The organism is Bacteroides sp. NGMCC 1.200775, assembly GCF_040798045.1.
In the GTDB taxonomy this organism is placed as follows: domain Bacteria; phylum Bacteroidota; class Bacteroidia; order Bacteroidales; family Bacteroidaceae; genus Bacteroides; species Bacteroides hominis.
The window spans coordinates 83,849-101,814 of record NZ_JASCQK010000005.1 but is presented as its reverse complement, the minus strand read 5'-3'; the positions used below and the strand labels follow the sequence as shown (position 1 = coordinate 101,814).

Below are 17,966 nucleotides of genomic sequence, written 5' to 3'. Positions count from 1 at the left end.
TGGATTTTGTGTTGCATTATACCTTTTTATAGGTATTGTAGACTCTTTCATGTACACATACCTTTGCGGCTCGCTAATTTTTAATATTAATTTAATGCCGTTAAATGTATGAAGCAAATGTATAGTGCCCTGCTTGTATTAGTTTTACTAATATTCCCATCGTTACTTTTTGCCACAGAATCAGAGTCCGCCGATAGAGTACCCACCATCCGTGGAGTAGTCTACGATGAAACAGATACACCATTGGCTTCGGCCACTGTCCAGATAGAAGGAACCACCATCGGAACAACAACCAATAGTGAAGGCCGTTTTATTTTGCGCAATCTGGCTCATAAGGTTTACAAGATAAATATCAGTTTTGTGGGATATGTCACTCAGACGCGTACTGTTGATCTCACTTCAAGGAATGTGGCACAACTCTCTTTCACCCTCTTACCTGACGAAAACTTATTATCGACAGTAGAAGTATTCGGAGAACGATATAAACAACCGAAAAAACTGGATGCCATCACCCGCATGCCATTACGCCCCAGTGAACAGATACAGAGTATTTCTGTAATCTCAGAAAAATCGATTGCCGAACAGGGAGCACTCACCGTAATCGATGTTACAAAAAATGTACCCGGAGTTACTCTTTTCGGATCGTATGGCGGAGTAAGAGAAAGTATGTCCATCCGCGGATACCGGGGAGTACCCATTTTAAAGAATGGAGTCCGGATAGATTCCGATTTCCGTACCGGATCTGCTTTATCCGAAATGCAGGGAGTAGAAAGTGTACAGGTTATCAAGGGTTCTGCAGCCGTCACACAAGGTATCGGAAACGATCTCGGAAGTGCAGGCGGAGTAATCAACGTAGTAACCAAAACACCCAAGTTCACCAATGAAGGAGAAATATCTTTGCGTGCAGGCAGCTGGGGATTGTTCCGTCCCACATTCGACGTACAGTCCGTTCTGGATAAAAATCAGACGATCGCTTTCCGTATGAACGGTGCCTTCGAACGTTCGGATAATTATCGCCCGGTCATCCATTCCAATCGCGTATATATCAACCCTTCATTAGAATGGCGTCCGGACGACAAAACAAGCATTACCATAGAAATGGATTATCTGAATGATAACCGTACTCCTTATACCAGTTCAGTCAATCTATCGAAAGATACGGAAGAGAATCTCTACGACATGCCACACAACAAATTCCTGGGATTCAAAAACGATAATGTAAACAACAAGACGCTGACTTATGCCGCACGCATCACCCGCCAGCTGACAGATAATATCAGTGTGCGGGCAGCATACTTCGGCTCTTCATATAAAGTGGATAATACAAGTACTTCCGTAAAAACCGTAGTCAATAAAGAATATAACATGCGTAGAAGAACGATTTCACGTTCATTACGCGATGACCGCAACTCAACTTTCCAGCTTGACTTCATCGGCAGAGATATTTTCACCGGCCCTGTTAAACATACATTCCAATTGGGATTCGACTACAAAAACACCGATCTGTCGATCACCAATTATACCCCTGTCAATATAGACACTATCAACGTACTGGCCCCGAGTATCTCGAATGTGCTACCTGTCGCGGTTAAATTTGTTCCCGAGACCCCGGTAAAATCCAATTCTTCAAGTTATGGAATAATGGCACAGGAGGTAATGACTTTTAATAAGTATATAAAAGCTATTCTGGGACTGAGGTACAGTTATATCAGCAGCCAGGACGATACAAGTGCAGGTCCCACTACCGGAGATGCCTGGAATCCGATGTTGGGCATCATGTTGACTCCTATAAAGAACATCAATTTGTTCGGTTCATATACAACCACTACCAGCCTCCTTCATGCGGCCAGACGAATGGAGAACGGAGACGAAATAGGTCCGTCGAATACCCGCCAATTTGAGGTAGGCATCAAGTCTGACTGGCTGAATAACCGCCTGCGCTTTAATCTGACATATTTCGATATCCTTACTAAAAACCTCTCTTATAGTACTTATCATCCGGGAACTACGCAACCTACCGGTTATTTTGATAAAGCGGGAAGCCTGAAAAGAAAAGGTATCGAAACCGAATTAAGCGGAAGTATACTTGAAAACCTCCAAGTAATGATGGGTTACGCTTATCTGGATGCAAAATACGAAAACAGCCCGGCCTTTAAAAATGGTTCAGCCCCGATGAATACCCCTAAACATACTGCTAACGGATGGATTCAATACCGATTTGACAAAGGAGTATTAAAAAGACTATCAGCCGGTATAGGAGTCTATTTCGTAGGTAAACGTCCTGTGAATGATTTTGCAATCAAACCGGACGGACACGGTTCCATGACCAACGAAAAGCCTTTTGACATGCCCGGTTATACTACAATAAACGCCCAGTTGGCCTATAGTATCCACAAGTTTACTGCCCGTGTATACCTGAACAATTTGTTCGACGCATTAGGATATAATTCTTACTATCGTGGAGGATACATCAACCAGATCGATCCACGTAATTTCTCAGCAATAATCTCTTACCGTTTTTAAATGAAGATAAAAAGATATTGCCGTTATATTCATCTTTGGCTCTCCCTTCCGGCAGGGATTCTGATCAGTATTATTTGCTTTACAGGTGCCATCCTCGTATTCAAAGAGGAACTCCTGGCAATGATGGGATATGAATCTATCCGCGAAAGTCCGTTAATGATAGTGATGAAGCTGCATCGGTGGCTTATGGATGATACCCGGACGACAGGCAAAATGATAGTAGGCATCTCCACTCTTTTTTTCATCTTTATATTGATCAGCGGGCTTACAGTTTACTGGCCACGCAAATGGAAAAAAAGCCGGCTGACAATAGAACACCAAAGAGGAAAACGGAGATTCATGTTCGATCTACACTCCGTACTGGGATTCTATGGAGCACTTATCTTGCTGGTATGTGCACTGACCGGATTAATGTGGTCCTTTCAATGGTACAGAGATGTAGTAAGTTTTATCTTTGATGTGGAAGTAAAACGGGGGGCTCCCGTCTGGAAAGTAGTACGTGCCTTACATTTCGGAACCTATGCAGGAATGTTTTCAAAAATCATCACCTTTATTGCTGCTTTGATAGGAACTTCATTACCTATCACAGGATATTGGATGTATTTGAAAAGAAAAAATCTGGTTTAACTTCCTTCCTTCAATAAAGGAAAGGTACTTTTCCGGATAAGAAAATATAAGAGGATGTATCGAAACTCACCACAGAGGACACAGAGTAACTTTAGAGTAAATCTAAAGTAATATTCTTAGTCTATGATAATCTGTGTAATCTATGGTGAAAGAGTTTTGATACAACTCCTCTTACTTACTTTACTCAAGTATTTAATCTTTCCCGGACTGATCGGGATACAGCGATTTATAATAATTGATACGTTCTGTCCATGGCCTGTATTCAAATGGAAATACGTGTTGCTTCTCTGCCCATTCATCCCATTTTTTCTCCAGTGTTTTTACTTTTTCCGGATAATTGGCAGACAAATCGTTTTGTTCAAACGGATCCTGCAATAAATGGAACAACTCCCAGGGTTGCTTACCATTGGCCCTGACTAACTTCCAGTCCCCGGATATGATTCCACAAGATGTCTGATGTTCGAAAAACAAATCTCTTTTCGGTAGCTTCTTTCCTTTTAATGCCGGAAAAATGGTTCTACCTTCCGGAGCATTAATCGAATGATTCCTAAACTCCCGGGGATATTTCACAGAAGCTATATCCAGACAAGTGGGAAAAAGATCGATAATGTGAGTGAATTCATGACAAACCACTCCTTTCTTCCCATCAGGTTGCCCGCCTCCATACATTACAATCAAAGGTGAACTGGTACCTCCCTGAAAACACCATTGTTTGTAACTGCGGAAAGGAGTATTACTCAAATCAGCCCGCAGCTGTGTGATCAGATCACCTTCATTGGTGGCTCCATTATCACTTAAGAATAAAAATACGGTATTATCAAATATACCTTTCTCTTTAGTGGTCTTTATTACTTCTCCAATACCATCATCCATAATTTCAATCATAGCGGCATAAGTAGCCATCTCCGTAATCCAACGTTCCTGTTGCTGCGGAGTAAGACTATCCCAGGCCGGCCGTTTTCCTCTGAATTCCCTCTCAAATATCGGCAGCTGTTTTTCGGAATCCGTTAAACCATTTTTCCGGATGCGCTCGAAACGCTGTTTACGCAACACATCATATCCCACTTTATATCTTTCACGGCAAGCGTCCACTCTTTCTTTAGGAGCCTGCAAAGGTAAATGAGGGGCATAGTGGGCCAAATACATAAACATAGGCTCATCAACCGGATGCTGACGGATAAAACTAACGGCAGAGTCGGTAATGGCTGTGGTATAATAATAGTCTTCTGGAAACTCTGCAATATGCTGTAACCCGGAATATACGGGTTTCGGAGTATAATAACTTCCACCTCCAGAAAGACAACCATAGTATTTTTCGAATCCCCGCTCAACCGGATAGCTTCCATTCGGCTTGGAGAATGCACCGTCAACGGTAACATGCCATTTACCACTCATATAAGTATGATATCCGTTTTCCCGAAACACTTCTGCGATAGTAGGATATTGCTCTGATATTTGACCTCTATATCCGGGACGATGTTCATCTACAGCAGTCATCCAACCCATACCTACTTCATGTTGGTATCTGCCTGTCAACAAAGCAGCTCTGCTGGGACAACTGCGCCCTGTGTTCTTAAACTGGCTGAAACGTATTCCGTTTTCCGCCAAGAAATCAATATTGGGCGTATGCACTTCTCCCCCGTAACACGATAAATCAGAAAATCCCATATCATCACACAAAATCAGAATAATATTGGGTTTCGTCTTATCCGGATTTGTTTTATGGTTTGTCGCTTGGGCTCCCCAAGCATTCTGCATACCCGTGGTAAACAGCAGGGAACATATCAGATAATTGTTTTTCATAGGTTCAAATGATTTAAAATTTACTCTTTTATCCACACTCCTGTAATCTCTGCCACATAGACATGATGCAGACCTCCATGGGTAGTATACCACTGTTCATAGACAGACGGATCCAGAAAATTATCTTTCTTCAGCACATCTGTGTACATTTTCCGACATTCCATATTAAGCCTTCCCTGTTCAAACAGAATATTACCTTTATCCGTAATAATTGGCTTTAATCCGGTTTCTTTTATCTTATCTACTTCACGTCCCGACTTAGAACCGCATATTTTATGTATGGCCTTATTCTCCTGTCCTAAAAAAGAAAGAGTAAAATAATCGTTATTTTGTATAAAATCAAACGTATATCTTTCCGGACGAATAAAAACATAAACCACCGGTTTATTCCACAAAAAACCAATACCTCCCCAATTGGCGGTCATGGTATTAAACGCATCTTTATTACCGGCAGTTACCAGCATCCATTCTTTACTGATGGACTCAAAGAAATTATCAGTAAGTTCGTTGATAGCAATTGATTTCATCCTATTAAAATCTGTTTATAAATGACATATTAAAAATAATTCTCAATAAGAAGCAGAGGCCGAAAGTCCCTCTTTCGTAAGAAGAGCCACAATCCGATCTAACTCCTCGGGAGTGGCTTTCTGCAAGTCCTGATCGGGAGTTTCCCGATCGATCGTATAAATCATTACCTGTCTCGGGGCGATATCTTTCACAACTTCCAGCCAGGGAAGTACATACTTGTCAGAAGTATTATCCACATCTTTCCCCTTATATTTTCCTTTCATAAACATAGTCTGCACGATACAATTGCCTTTAAAAGCTTTTAAAAGTCCGACTGTTCCATTCAGATCGTATCGTCCGTTCGGACGATCTACAGTCCGGATATACTCTTCATCCACCGTGTCCAACTTCAAAATATTATTATCCACCCGGTTCAATGCATTAAATACAGCCGGACGATTGATAAAAGTAGCATTGCTGAGTACACTTACTTTTGCTTCCGGAAAATATGCATCACGCAAAGCAAGCGTGTCTTCAATTATTTCCGGAAAGTGAGGATGTGCAGTCGGTTCACCGTTTCCGGCAAAGGTCAATACATCAGGAGCCGGACCATTGCTCTTCATTTCTTTAAGTTTATCTTCCAGAGCCATACGGACTTCTTCGCGGGTCGGTAATGAAGATTTAGGACGATGTTCGCCATTGTAACCACATTCACAATAAATGCAATCGAAAGAACATACTTTTCCGTCGGAAGGAAGTAAATTTATTCCAAGTGAGACCCCTAAGCGACGTGAATGAACCGGTCCGAATATGGGAGAAGGAAAAATAATAGTCATACTTAATTCTGTTTAATCTTAGAAACTGTTTTGAATTTCTACAAAATTACTAAAACTTTAGACGCAGCTGCATTTGTATATCCGTTTTTTTATTTCCCCTGATCAGGTCGTTGCCGGAACCTATTTCATCACGATCAAAATACGTAGTTTGTCCGAGCTTGGCAATTGCTGTCCAATGCTTGTTCATATCATAGCGAAAATGAATAGCCAAGCGAATACCTTCTCCCTGAAAAGATGGAGTATAAAAAGAATACAGCAACCCTTTCTCGTAGATATAAATACGTGAATCATAATCGTCTGTATGGAAATAACTACCTTGCAATTCTGTTGTCAGAGGCAACCGGGAAAGTTTCCATCCGGCCTTTTGCGTCAGTTGATAACCTTTCCCCGCCGTTTTCCCGGATGAATGAAAATGGTTATAATCTACCGTTGTCCGGAAAGATAACGAAGAACAGGGTAAATAGTTCAAACGATAACGCAGCCGGTGATGATAGGTAGGCAGAATCACCTTTCCCTTCGTAGCGGTCACATCACGCTCTTTCCGTTTATAACGGTAATTCACATACATATCAACCGTTTTCGACGGAACGTAATCTGCCTGAAAGAACAGATCCACTCCTTTCGAAGCCTTACTTATCCGGTACCTCCACCAAGGAAAAGAAAACAGATCGGCAGAAATGAAAAACGTCCAGCGACTAAAAGGACTTACAGAAGCAGCTAAATACCATCCGTTTTCATTCTGAACACTACTTCCTTCACTAAATGAATGAGCAAACATAGCCCAATAATCATGTGAATAATAACGGTGAACCAACATCAACCGTATATCTTGTAAAGGAGAATAAAGTACCTGATTCATAAAAGCCATACCACTGATCCCCAAAGCAGCTTCTCCTTGTATAGAAAAACGATGAAAACGATATTTATAATCCATACCCAGATTATAAAAAGAACGACCATGCAGATTGTATTTTGAATAGTCTTTAAGTTCCGGTTCATAAGACCTGTTAAAACAGTAGTAAACACCGGTTATACCCAGTTGATAACTATTCCCGGTATAGCTGATATTTCCTCCGCCCATCTGCATAACCAATTGATTCATTTTATCAGCTTCCTTTTTGCTTCGATGTAAACCTGTTTTATAAATCGAGGTAATTTCACCGTCTTTTATCACTCCATCCAACGAACGATGTGAATAAAATACAGAAAGTGTCCATTGTTTCCATTTTAAAGCTATGGCACTCCCACGGAAATAATTATATTCATCGGTAGAAGCATGTCTGCGTATCCCTGTATTTCTGAAAGTGAAAGACGAAGAATAAGCTGTTTTTCCAAACATAGAACCTTGTCCGAGTACCAGTCCCTGACCGAAATTCAACCGATAGTTTCCTACAATTCCCGTTTTCAGTATTCCTATATCATGAAGGAGTAGATAGAAAGAGTAGTAATCGTATCCCTGCTTATTATGTAAAGCTCCGAAAGGTTCGCCGCTATCTTTCTCGGCAACTATGCCTGCATAAACTTTTTCCCGATAGTGAAATCCGTATTTCACCGAGTTATAAACAGCAGGACCCAGGTAATTTTTCTCATATCCCTTACGCCTATACAAAGGCACATCCATACGAGTCACCACTTCATGTTTTCCATATTTTAAAATCTGCTTTAACGTAACAGACTCTTTCTTATCAACAGGCTCTACACAGACAAAAGGAAGCAGATATTGAATAGTCTGCCGATCCAACTCCTCCACTAACTGAAGTTCATAGACAGTCTGCATCGATCCGTGAATATAAATGTACGCAAGTAAATTCTCAATCTGAACATCATTAAGAAAAGGAAACCGCTGTAGCTGCTCTTTGGTGGCAGAGTTTATATTAACAGGGTTGTTAACAAGATCGGTTAATTCCTCCAATTCATTCTCCCAATTGCGCGTATTCCCTTCTTCATCGGCTATTGACAGGTTTTCCATTATGTCCTCCCAAGGATAATCCGAATTATTCTGAGCATGGCAAGTAGAAGTTATCAACGCTATATTAACAAGTAGAAATACACAGAATATAGATATATATCTATTCATTTCATGTGTGATTATTGTGTTCTAAATAGTAAACGAATTGTCGAAGATAATTTAAATAGGTTAATGCTGCAAGGAAAATCATAAATATAAATTTATTCCCTTATTTTTGCAAAATGAATATGAGGCTTATCATAGGACTACTGATGTTATCCATCGCCTTATTGTTTTCTTCTGCATCACAGGCACAGGAAAAAACAAATCTCGGTGGATATCTGGTACCTATGTGTGTTTATAACGGTGATACAATACCTGCCTTTCAGATTCCGACCATCCACATATTCAAGCCTTTAAAATTCAGGAATAAGAAAGAGCAGATGGAATATTACAAATTAGTGAGAAACGTAAAAAAGGTATATCCCATTGCCAGAGAAATTAACCAGACTATCATTGAAACTTACGAATACTTACAAACTTTACCCAATGAAAAAGCCCGGCAACGCCATATTAAACGAGTAGAAAAAGGGTTGAAGGAACAATATACTCCACGAATGAAAAAACTCTCTTTTGCACAAGGCAAGCTGTTGATAAAGTTGGTAGACCGCCAAAGTCATCAGAGTTCTTATGAACTGGTAAAAGCATTCATGGGGCCTTTTAAAGCAGGCTTCTATCAGACATTTGCTGCTCTTTTCGGAGCCAGTTTAAAAAAACAATATGACCCCGAAGGAGAAGATAAGCTGACTGAACGCGTGATAGTATTAGTGGAAAGCGGACAATTGTAAATCCGCTGCTTAATAACCAAGCAATTAATAGCTTCGAAACCAACTATAAATTGTTTATCAACAGCCTACCAATATCCTATTTCAACTTCTTAAATAAGTCCCAGATAACAATTCCCGCTGTTACCGACACGTTCAATGAATGCTTTGTACCATATTGAGGAATTTCAATGCAACCATCCGAATGGTCAATAACCTCCTGCTGCACTCCTTTTACTTCATTTCCCATAACTACAGCATATTTCTTCGAACGGTCCAGTGTTAACTCATCCAACATGATACTCCCTTCCGCCTGTTCGACAGAGTATACCACATATCCTTCACTCCGGAGGTTATCAACCGTTTCAACTGCGTTATTAACATACTTCCAATCCACTGTAAACTCGGCTCCCAAAGCTGTCTTATGCATCTCGGGATGGGGAGGAGTAGCCGTAATTCCACACAGATAAATACATTCAATCCGGAAAGCATCTGCCGTACGAAACACAGAACCGATATTATGCAAACTCCGTATATCGTCCAACACTACAACTAAAGGCAATTTATCAGCTTCTTTAAACTCTTCTATACTTATCCGGTTCAGCTCGGTTATTTTCAATTTTCGCATGATGATGTTGTTTCTGTTAGTATGTTGCAAAAGTAATTCTTTTCTTGTTAACATAGGTGTTGATAACGGTTTAAAACCTGTCAAAAGAATCAGCATATATTTTGAAAACTAATTCTTGCATTATTCAAATGAAGGTATAAGAGCAACGGGATATGAACAATACAAAAAAGTTAGCTTCAACTTTCCAAGCATACTTCAACAGATTTTTCAGTACTAATTAGCCTGTTTATATCCATAAAGTTTTTAACTTTGCACTTTATCAACAAGGTGTTAATGAAGTTAGCAATATAGCTTATTATCAATAAATAGACACGTTCATAAACTGATTATAAACTTAGATAAGTAACTAATAACTTATCCGGCAAGAAAAAGCCGATTTATTTGCTAACACTATTAACAGGCTATAATCACTAACAAAGGATTTCTTTTTAAAAGAAGAGAAAAAATAAGAATATAATGAATCGAGAAGAATGGGTGAATAAGGGATTCGTTGACGAACCCGTAGACAAAAGCATTGATCTGAAAGCAGCCATCAATGAACTGAAAAAAGAAAAGAATGCGGTAATCTTGGGACACTATTACCAGAAAGGCGAAATACAAGATATTGCCGACTACATTGGAGACAGTTTGGCTTTGGCTCAAATTGCAGCCAAAACCGATGCGGATATTCTTGTGATGTGTGGCGTTCATTTCATGGGAGAAACCGCAAAGGTGCTTTGTCCGGACAAGAAGGTACTGGTGCCCGACTTGAATGCAGGATGTTCGTTGGCAGACAGCTGTCCGGCGGACAAGTTTGCTGAGTTTGTGAAGGAACATCCGGGATATACGGTGATTTCGTACGTAAATACAACGGCAGCAGTCAAAGCAGTGACGGATGTGGTGGTTACTTCGACTAACGCAAAACAGATTGTGGAAAGTTTCCCGAAAGATGAAAAAATTATTTTCGGACCGGACCGTAATCTGGGGAATTATATAAACTCGATCACAGGACGTGAAATGCTGTTATGGGACGGAGCTTGTCATGTGCATGAACAATTCTCGGTGGAGAAAATAGTGGAGTTAAAAGCTCAATATCCCGATGCCGTAGTACTGGCACATCCTGAGTGTAAAAGTGTAGTATTGAAACTGGCCGATGTAGTGGGGTCTACGGCTGCCTTATTAAAATATGCAGTGAACAGTGACAAGCAACGGTTTATTGTAGCTACCGAAGCAGGCATCATACATGAAATGCAAAAGAAGTGCCCGCAAAAAACATTCATTCCTGCCCCTCCTAACGATAGTACCTGCGGATGCAATGAATGTAACTTCATGCGGCTGAACACGCTGGAAAAGCTCTATAATTGCCTTAAATATGAATTCCCTGAAGTAACTGTTGACCCGGAAGTTGCTAAAGAAGCAGTGAAACCGATTAAACGAATGTTGGAAATTTCAGAGAAACTGGGTTTATAAACAGGCTGTGAATAAATAGTTAACTTTACGGTTAATAATTGATAGATCTATGATATGAAAGAGTTGTATTATACTTATATATAAAGGTATAATACGGCTCTTTGTTATTAACAGGGATAGTTGAAATCTCTGTTAATAATAGAATATAGGTAATTTGATAGAGCAGGTTCATTCAATCGGAAGCTATTCTTTAAAGAAGGGATGAAAAAGTTGGTAAAGAATGATAGAGAAGTAATGGTATTAAAAGAACTAAAGTTAGAATTATAACGCAAAAACATGGGGATGTTTTATATGAAAAGATCCCCATGTTATATATCAAAACATCCGGATGTTATAACTAATAACATCCGGATGTTTTGATAATGGAGATTTAAAGTTTTGGACTGGATAAAGTGCAAAAAGAGTTCGTTATATACACGCTGTTGTGTTATACTATAATCTCTTTTAGCAGGAGATAGATAAATGAATCCTCCGGAGGAAAATTACATTCCTCCGGAGGATTCATTTATCTATCCGTTTTTATCAATCAGATGGAGCGGAGAAATTCGCATAATTTGTTTACGGCTAAAGCACGATGACTGATTTGATTTTTTATTTCATTTCCCAGTTCTGCAAAAGTCCGGTCATATCCTTCGGGGATGAATACAGGATCATATCCAAAGCCTGAATTACCTCTTTTTTCCTTGATTATTTCGCCTTTTATCACTCCTTCAAAAAGATACTCTTTTCCGTCCAGAATAAGCGAAATGGCAGTACGAAACTGTGCTCTGCGGTTTTCTTTTCCTTCCAGCTCCTGCATGAGTTTCAATATGTTGGCTTCTGCATTATGTCCTTCTCCTCCGGCAAAGCGAGCCGAATATACACCGGGAGCCCCTCCCAATGCTTCAACTTCCAATCCGGTGTCATCACCAAAACAGTCCAATCCATAGTTTTGGTAAATAAAGGATGATTTCAGATACGCATTACCTTCCAGAGTGTCCGCTGTTTCGGGAATATCTGTATGGCAGTTTATATCGTCAAGGCTGAGCAGTTCAACTTTATCTGCTAATATGGATGATACTTCTTCCAGTTTATGTGCATTATTAGTGGCAAAAACAAGTTTACGTTTCATTGTCTGTTATTTATTTTAGATTTTAATCGACTTGACTTAACCGATTGAGAATAATTAGTGAGGTTCTTGAGAAACAGAGATAACAAGTTAGCAATGGTTCGATTTTCAGCGATTTGCGGTGCTATACTGTTAAATAACTCTTTCTGGATACAAAAGTATAACAATTCTCTGAATGTACAAATATTGACTTCTTAATTTAGGTTATTCAATTCTTCATAGATATCTGCTGATGTGTACACCAGCCTGACAATAAATGTGGAAGATAAGGATACAGTGATGAATTTAATCGGACTGAATACTTCTGATTTTTTTCAGCAGTGGAAGAATATTTGAAAGATTCGATATGCCCACTATGAAAATTAAAACGATATTTAAATAAATATAATTGAGTTTGAATTTATTTTTTCTTCAAATATTTTCGTAAAATGGGAATTCGCTTGAATATGTGTCCAATAGAAAGTACGTTCATTAAAATTCCAATTTTATAGTGGCATAACCCTATTGAAGAGTTTGCCCCATCTACGTTGAACAATATAATACCTGTAAGAACAACAAGTGTAAATGTTGCGGATAACCATAATGTAACTCTACTTTTCTGTCCTATTCCTTTGTTTACAATTCCTTTATACCAATTCCAATGAGTTATTATATGGAATATGACGGTTATCAGGAACAATAAACTTGCTATCACATGAAATACCGCCCAATTGTGCCATATTTCATGGTCGTTTTCATGTGCGGCAATATGCAGTCCTATCCCTGTGTATGAGGTAAGGATAAATAAAGGTATTAATATCCAGTCTATTATATATATCCGTTTCATCTTTTTTAATTAGCTGATTTTACGGATACAAAGGTCATGAATTTGATACCTACAGTACGATAACAATTGTAAAGAAATGAATTAACGTCTTTTTCTTATTCGAGATAATGATACAGGGGTAATACCGAGATAGGAAGCTATGTAATGTTGCGGAACTCGTTGTATAATATCGGGATATTCTTTTAGCAGTTCCTCATATCGTTGTTGTGGGGTGTTCTTTATACGGGAAAGAAACAACTGCTGGTAAACATGAAATCGGTCTATGAGCTTTTCTTCATATATTTGTTTTAATGAGGGTGTTTGTTCAATAAGATGATAAAAATCATCTCTTTTTATCGTTGATACTTCCGTGGGCTCAATACTTTCCAATGAAAAAAGACTCGGTTTACGTCTATATAAACTATCGAATGATGCAACAAAATCTCCCTCAAAGAAGAATTGGAAAGTAATGTCTTTGCCTTCATTATAGAAAAAAAGACGTAAACACCCTTTACGAATTAAGTACAGTCTATCGGCAATCTTACCTTCTTCCAGCAATATCGTCTTGGATGGAATAGACAGGTTATTAGTTCCTATCAGGGATTCAAATAGATTATTTAAGTAATTAGCTTTTGTCATAATGCAAAGTTGTGAAAAAATAAGGTTTCGCGTTTATTCATTTTGCGACTCCTTTTTAGAAATATTTGGGAGGAAATTCTGTGCTGTTTGGCTTTAATGTGGCTTTTCTTTGGCCCTCAATCAAATAAAAATAGAGCGTAACGAATATAGTTTCAAACTTCTTCGCTACGCTCTATTTTCATCTGTTTTTTCGCTCTGGATTTATTTTATTTTCAGGCGGTCGAATCCTTCGCCGTATACACCGATTACTGAGCTTTGTGAAATGAAAGCATTCGGATCGATATCCTTCACCAGGCGGAAGATGTCGAGAGACTGGCGTTTATAGGCAAGCACGACTAATACTTTTACATTGTTTTGGCTATACCAGCCTAATCCGTCAAGAACGGTTACCCCCCGATGGGTTTCTTTCGTTATGCGGTCGGCAATCTTTGCATAATCTTTCGAAAAGATAAAGAATTGTACAGACTGGCGGGCGCTGTTAACCACGTAGTCCAGAACGAAGCCGATGATAAACAAGGTAACGAAACCGAATATCACTCTGCGCCAGTCGTTAAAAATGAAATAGCATGAACTGATGATGATGATATCACAAAACATGATCATTCGTCCGAGAGTAACATCCTTGTATTTATTAACAATGGCTGCAATGATATCGGTACCACCCGTGCTGCCGTTATTATTAAATACCACCCCTAATCCGAGACCACACATGATGGCTCCGATGATGCAAGCCATAAAGTCCTGCCCTTCTCCTACCAACTGAAGCGGAGCTCCTTTATCGTCCACAATGATCAGTTGGAAGAACCATAGGAAGAAAGTAAGCATAAAGATGGCATATGTCGTCTTTATACTGAATTTCGGACCAAGTATCTTAATGGCAAATGTCATCAGCACAGCATTGATAATGAAATAAGACCATTGGATAGGAAAGCCTGTTGCATAATAGATGATGGCACCGATACCGGTTGTTCCACCTGTAGTAATCTGATAAGGAATAAGAAAGGCTGTCCAGCCTAACGCATAACTTATCAGTCCGAGAGTGATAAAGATATAATCTCTCAACTCTCGCATTACATCGGATTTTGTGGGTTTGCTTATCATTTTGTGTGTAGGTATTAAATAACAACGTTAACAATCTTCTTCGGAACTACAATAACTTTTTTCGGTGTTTTACCTTCTGTCCATTTCAACGAGCGTTCGTCAGCAAGTACGGTGGCTTGAATTACATCGCTGGCGGCATCTGCAGGAAACTCCATATTGAAACGGGCTTTGCCATTGAAAGAAATCGTGTAATTAACCGTATCTTCTACCAGGTATTGTTCATTAAATGCCGGCCATTGTGCATCACATACGGAAGTGGTGTTTCCTAATGTATCCCATAATTCTTCGCAAACATGGGGAGCGAAGGGAGCGAGGACCACAACGAGCTGCTCCAATATCTCTTTTTTGCTGCATTTCAAACTTGAGAGTTCGTTGACACAGATCATGAAAGCACTTACCGAAGTATTGTAGGAGAACTGTTCAATATCACCGGTTACTTTCTTAATGAGCTTATGAAGTGCCTTTAGTTCGTCTTTGGTAGCCGGTTCGTCTTTTACCAGATACTCGCCGTTTCTGTCATAGAATAGCGACCAGAATTTTTTAATGAAACGATGTACGCCATCTATTCCGTTCGTGTCCCAGGGTTTGGATTGTTCAACCGGTCCGAGGAACATTTCGTACATACGAAGTGTATCGGCACCATATTTTTCGACAATCATATCCGGATTAACTACATTGAACATAGATTTACTCATCTTTTCAACAGCCCATCCACAGATATATTTACCGTCTTCCAGGATGAATTCGGCAGTTTCGTATTCGGGTCTCCATGCTTTGAAAGCTTCCAGATCGAGAATATCGTTAGATACAATATTTACGTCGACATGAATAGGAGTTACCTCATATTGATCTTTCAGGTTCAGAGATACGAAAGTATTGGTATCTTTGATACGATAAACAAAGTTGCTTCGTCCCTGTATCATTCCTTGATTGACCAGTTTCTGGAAAGGTTCTTCAGCTACAGATATGCCTAAATCATGCAGGAATTTATTCCAGAAACGTGAGTAAATCAAGTGTCCGGTAGCATGTTCCGTACCGCCCACATACAGGTCTACATTTCTCCAGTATTGATCTACGGCAGGAGCAACGAGTGCTTCGTGATTACGTGGATCCATATAACGCAAATAATAGGCAGAAGAACCTGCAAAGCCTGGCATTGTATTCAGTTCCAATGGGAAAATGGTTACATTGTCGATTTTGTCATTGTCTGTCACACACTTGTTGACAGTATCCCATGCCCATTTGGTAGCATGTCCCAATGGAGGCTCACCTGTTTCTGTAGGAAGGAATTTAGCTACTTCCGGCAACTCTAACGGGAGACAACTTTCATCGATCATGTAAGGCATTCCGTCTTTATAGTAAACCGGGAATGGTTCGCCCCAATAACGTTGACGCGAGAAAATGGCGTCACGTAAACGGAAATTTACTTTTACACGTCCCAATCCGGTTTCTTTGATGTATTCTTTGGTTTTAGCAATGGCTTCTTTTACAGTTAAGCCATTCAGTACGAGGCCCCCTTCAGGAGTTCCCGGACGGGGAGAATTCATCATGATGCCTTCTTTGGCGTCGAAGCTTTCTTCACTGACATCGCAACCTTCAATCAACGGGCGAATTTCCAGATTGAAATGTTTGGCAAAAGCATAGTCACGGCTGTCGTGTGCAGGTACAGCCATGATGGCACCAGTACCGTAACCTGCCAGTACATAATCACTGATCCATACCGGTATAGGTTCATTGGTTAATGGATTAATGGCATAACTTCCGGAGAATACGCCACTAACACTACGATCGGCGATGCGTTCGCGTTCGGTACGTTTTTTGGTACGTTCCAGATAAGCGTCTACTTCTGCCTTTTGTGCAGGGGTCGTTAATTGGGATACCAATTCACTTTCCGGGGCAAGCACCATGAAAGTAACTCCGAATACAGTGTCGGCACGAGTCGTAAAGATGGTAAATTCAAGATCGGAATCTTTCACTTTGAAATTCATTTCAGCACCTTCACTACGTCCAATCCAGTTACGTTGGGTTTCTTTCAGCGAGTCGGTCCATTCTACGGTTTCAAGTCCGTCGAGCAAACGTTGTGCATAAGCGGATACGCGCAGGCACCACTGACGCATCACTTTTTGAATAACGGGATAGCCGCCTCTTTCGGAAACACCGTCAACTACTTCATCATTGGCAAGTACGGTACCCAAAGGCGGACACCAGTTTACCATTGTATTGCCCAAATAGGCTATACGATAGTTCATGAGGATTTCCTGTTGTTCTTTTTCGCTTTTAGCATTCCATTCGTCAGCAGTAAAGTCCATTTCTTCGCCACAGGCTACGTTCATACCTTGTGTTCCGTTGGTACTAAAAGCTTCTATTAACTCTTCGATGGGACGTGCCTGTTTTTCATCATTGCAATAATAGCTGTTGAACATTTTGATAAATGCCCATTGAGTCCAATGATAATATTCCGGATCGCAAGTGCGGATTTCACGATTCCAGTCGAATGAAAATCCTATCTTATCCAACTGTTCACGATAACGGTTGATGTTATTGATGGTAGTAATTGCAGGGTGTTGTCCGGTCTGGATAGCATATTGTTCGGCTGGCAGTCCGTAAGCATCATAACCCATCGGATTCAGGACATTAAATCCTTGCAGACGTTTATAACGTGCATAGATGTCCGAAGCAATATATCCGAGCGGATGGCCTACGTGCAGTCCGGCTCCCGAAGGGTAAGGGAACATATTGAGTACATAGAATTTTTGTTTGGATGCATCTTCATTTACTTGGTAGGTATGGTGGTCTACCCATATTTTCTGCCATTTCTTTTCGATCTCCCTGAAATTATATTCCATAGCGATAACCTTTTGTTTATAGTGATTTATAATATATACTTTAATATGAGGGAGCAAATTTACATGATTATTTTCAGATAACCACGAAGATAGCTAAAAAACAAAATAGGTATGAAAGGGAAGGATCAGAAAATAAAAATCTTATATTTGTTGATAATTTAAATTTTAGTGTTTATATTTGTAATCATCGATTAGACATATGATTACTCAAAAGATAAAAATGATGACATTCATTCAATAGGTTTGAGCACGAAGATGTGCTGAAAGGATAACGATCGGGATATAATCTTTATGGAATATATCCCGATTTTTTTATTTTTCG

The 17,966-nt window shown here is 39.7% G+C and carries 14 protein-coding genes; 4 read left to right on the top strand and 10 right to left on the bottom strand.

Going from position 1 to position 17,966, the window contains the following annotated elements; all coding sequences use genetic code 11:
* The first annotated feature begins 108 nt into the window (after positions 1 to 108).
* Together QK890_RS14215 and QK890_RS14210 are read left to right on the top strand one after the other, a co-directional pair.
* Positions 109 to 2,523 carry a TonB-dependent receptor gene (locus QK890_RS14215; protein ID WP_032540942.1) on the top strand — a complete coding sequence of 805 codons (2,415 nt, stop codon included), beginning with the start codon at positions 109 to 111 and terminating at the stop codon, positions 2,521 to 2,523.
* Positions 2,524 to 3,150 (top strand): PepSY domain-containing protein, encoded by a 627-nt coding sequence (locus QK890_RS14210; protein WP_005782830.1) that lies wholly within the window; start codon positions 2,524 to 2,526, stop codon positions 3,148 to 3,150.
* A 192-nt stretch (positions 3,151 to 3,342) separates the two neighbouring features.
* On the opposite strand, the gene QK890_RS14205 is transcribed toward QK890_RS14210, so the two are convergent.
* The 4 genes from QK890_RS14205 to QK890_RS14190 are packed head-to-tail and all read right to left on the bottom strand — an operon-like array spanning position 3,343 to position 8,373.
* On the bottom strand, positions 3,343 to 4,953 hold the full coding sequence (locus QK890_RS14205) for an arylsulfatase (protein ID WP_032540941.1): 1,611 nt from the start codon (positions 4,951 to 4,953) through the stop codon (positions 3,343 to 3,345).
* Positions 4,954 to 4,973: 20 nt separating this feature from the next.
* Positions 4,974 to 5,480 (bottom strand): flavin reductase family protein, encoded by a 507-nt coding sequence (locus QK890_RS14200; protein WP_367627419.1) that lies wholly within the window; start codon positions 5,478 to 5,480, stop codon positions 4,974 to 4,976.
* 42 nt (positions 5,481 to 5,522) lie between these two features.
* Complete coding sequence (locus QK890_RS14195; RefSeq protein WP_032540940.1) at positions 5,523 to 6,296, bottom strand: radical SAM protein; 774 nt, start codon at positions 6,294 to 6,296, stop codon at positions 5,523 to 5,525.
* A 49-nt stretch (positions 6,297 to 6,345) separates the two neighbouring features.
* Complete coding sequence (locus QK890_RS14190; RefSeq protein ID WP_367627418.1) at positions 6,346 to 8,373, bottom strand: helix-hairpin-helix domain-containing protein; 2,028 nt, start codon at positions 8,371 to 8,373, stop codon at positions 6,346 to 6,348.
* 119 nt (positions 8,374 to 8,492) lie between these two features.
* Between QK890_RS14190 and QK890_RS14185 the strand changes: the two genes are divergently transcribed.
* On the top strand, positions 8,493 to 9,092 hold the full coding sequence (locus QK890_RS14185; RefSeq protein ID WP_022011333.1) for a DUF4294 domain-containing protein: 600 nt from the start codon (positions 8,493 to 8,495) through the stop codon (positions 9,090 to 9,092).
* 76 nt (positions 9,093 to 9,168) lie between these two features.
* Here the strand turns inward: QK890_RS14185 and QK890_RS14180 are convergent, their stop codons facing one another.
* Entirely contained in the window at positions 9,169 to 9,696 is a 528-nt protein-coding gene (locus tag QK890_RS14180; protein ID WP_005782842.1) for an RNA methyltransferase, read from the bottom strand.
* Between the two features lie 456 nt (positions 9,697 to 10,152).
* On the opposite strand from QK890_RS14180, the gene nadA reads away from it, so the two are divergent.
* Positions 10,153 to 11,145, top strand: coding sequence for a quinolinate synthase NadA (gene nadA / locus QK890_RS14175; protein ID WP_032540937.1), 993 nt, complete (start codon positions 10,153 to 10,155; stop codon positions 11,143 to 11,145).
* A gap of 526 nt (positions 11,146 to 11,671) precedes the next feature.
* Here the strand turns inward: nadA and QK890_RS14170 are convergent.
* The 5 genes from QK890_RS14170 to leuS all read right to left on the bottom strand — a co-directional run bounded on the left by QK890_RS14170 (position 11,672) and on the right by leuS (position 17,644).
* On the bottom strand, positions 11,672 to 12,256 hold the full coding sequence (locus tag QK890_RS14170; RefSeq protein ID WP_032540935.1) for a non-canonical purine NTP diphosphatase: 585 nt from the start codon (positions 12,254 to 12,256) through the stop codon (positions 11,672 to 11,674).
* Between the two features lie 397 nt (positions 12,257 to 12,653).
* The gene (locus QK890_RS14165) at positions 12,654 to 13,079 is read right to left on the bottom strand and encodes a DUF4405 domain-containing protein (RefSeq protein WP_032540934.1); all 426 of its coding nucleotides are present in this window, start codon (positions 13,077 to 13,079) and stop codon (positions 12,654 to 12,656) included.
* 81 nt (positions 13,080 to 13,160) lie between these two features.
* Entirely contained in the window at positions 13,161 to 13,697 is a 537-nt protein-coding gene (locus tag QK890_RS14160) for a Crp/Fnr family transcriptional regulator (RefSeq protein WP_032540933.1), read from the bottom strand.
* A 201-nt stretch (positions 13,698 to 13,898) separates the two neighbouring features.
* On the bottom strand, positions 13,899 to 14,798 hold the full coding sequence (locus QK890_RS14155; RefSeq protein ID WP_005783550.1) for a YitT family protein: 900 nt from the start codon (positions 14,796 to 14,798) through the stop codon (positions 13,899 to 13,901).
* A gap of 14 nt (positions 14,799 to 14,812) precedes the next feature.
* A complete protein-coding gene (gene leuS / locus QK890_RS14150) occupies positions 14,813 to 17,644 on the bottom strand; it encodes a leucine--tRNA ligase (protein WP_367627417.1) in 2,832 nt (943 codons plus the stop codon).
* Positions 17,645 to 17,966: the final 322 nt, after the last annotated feature.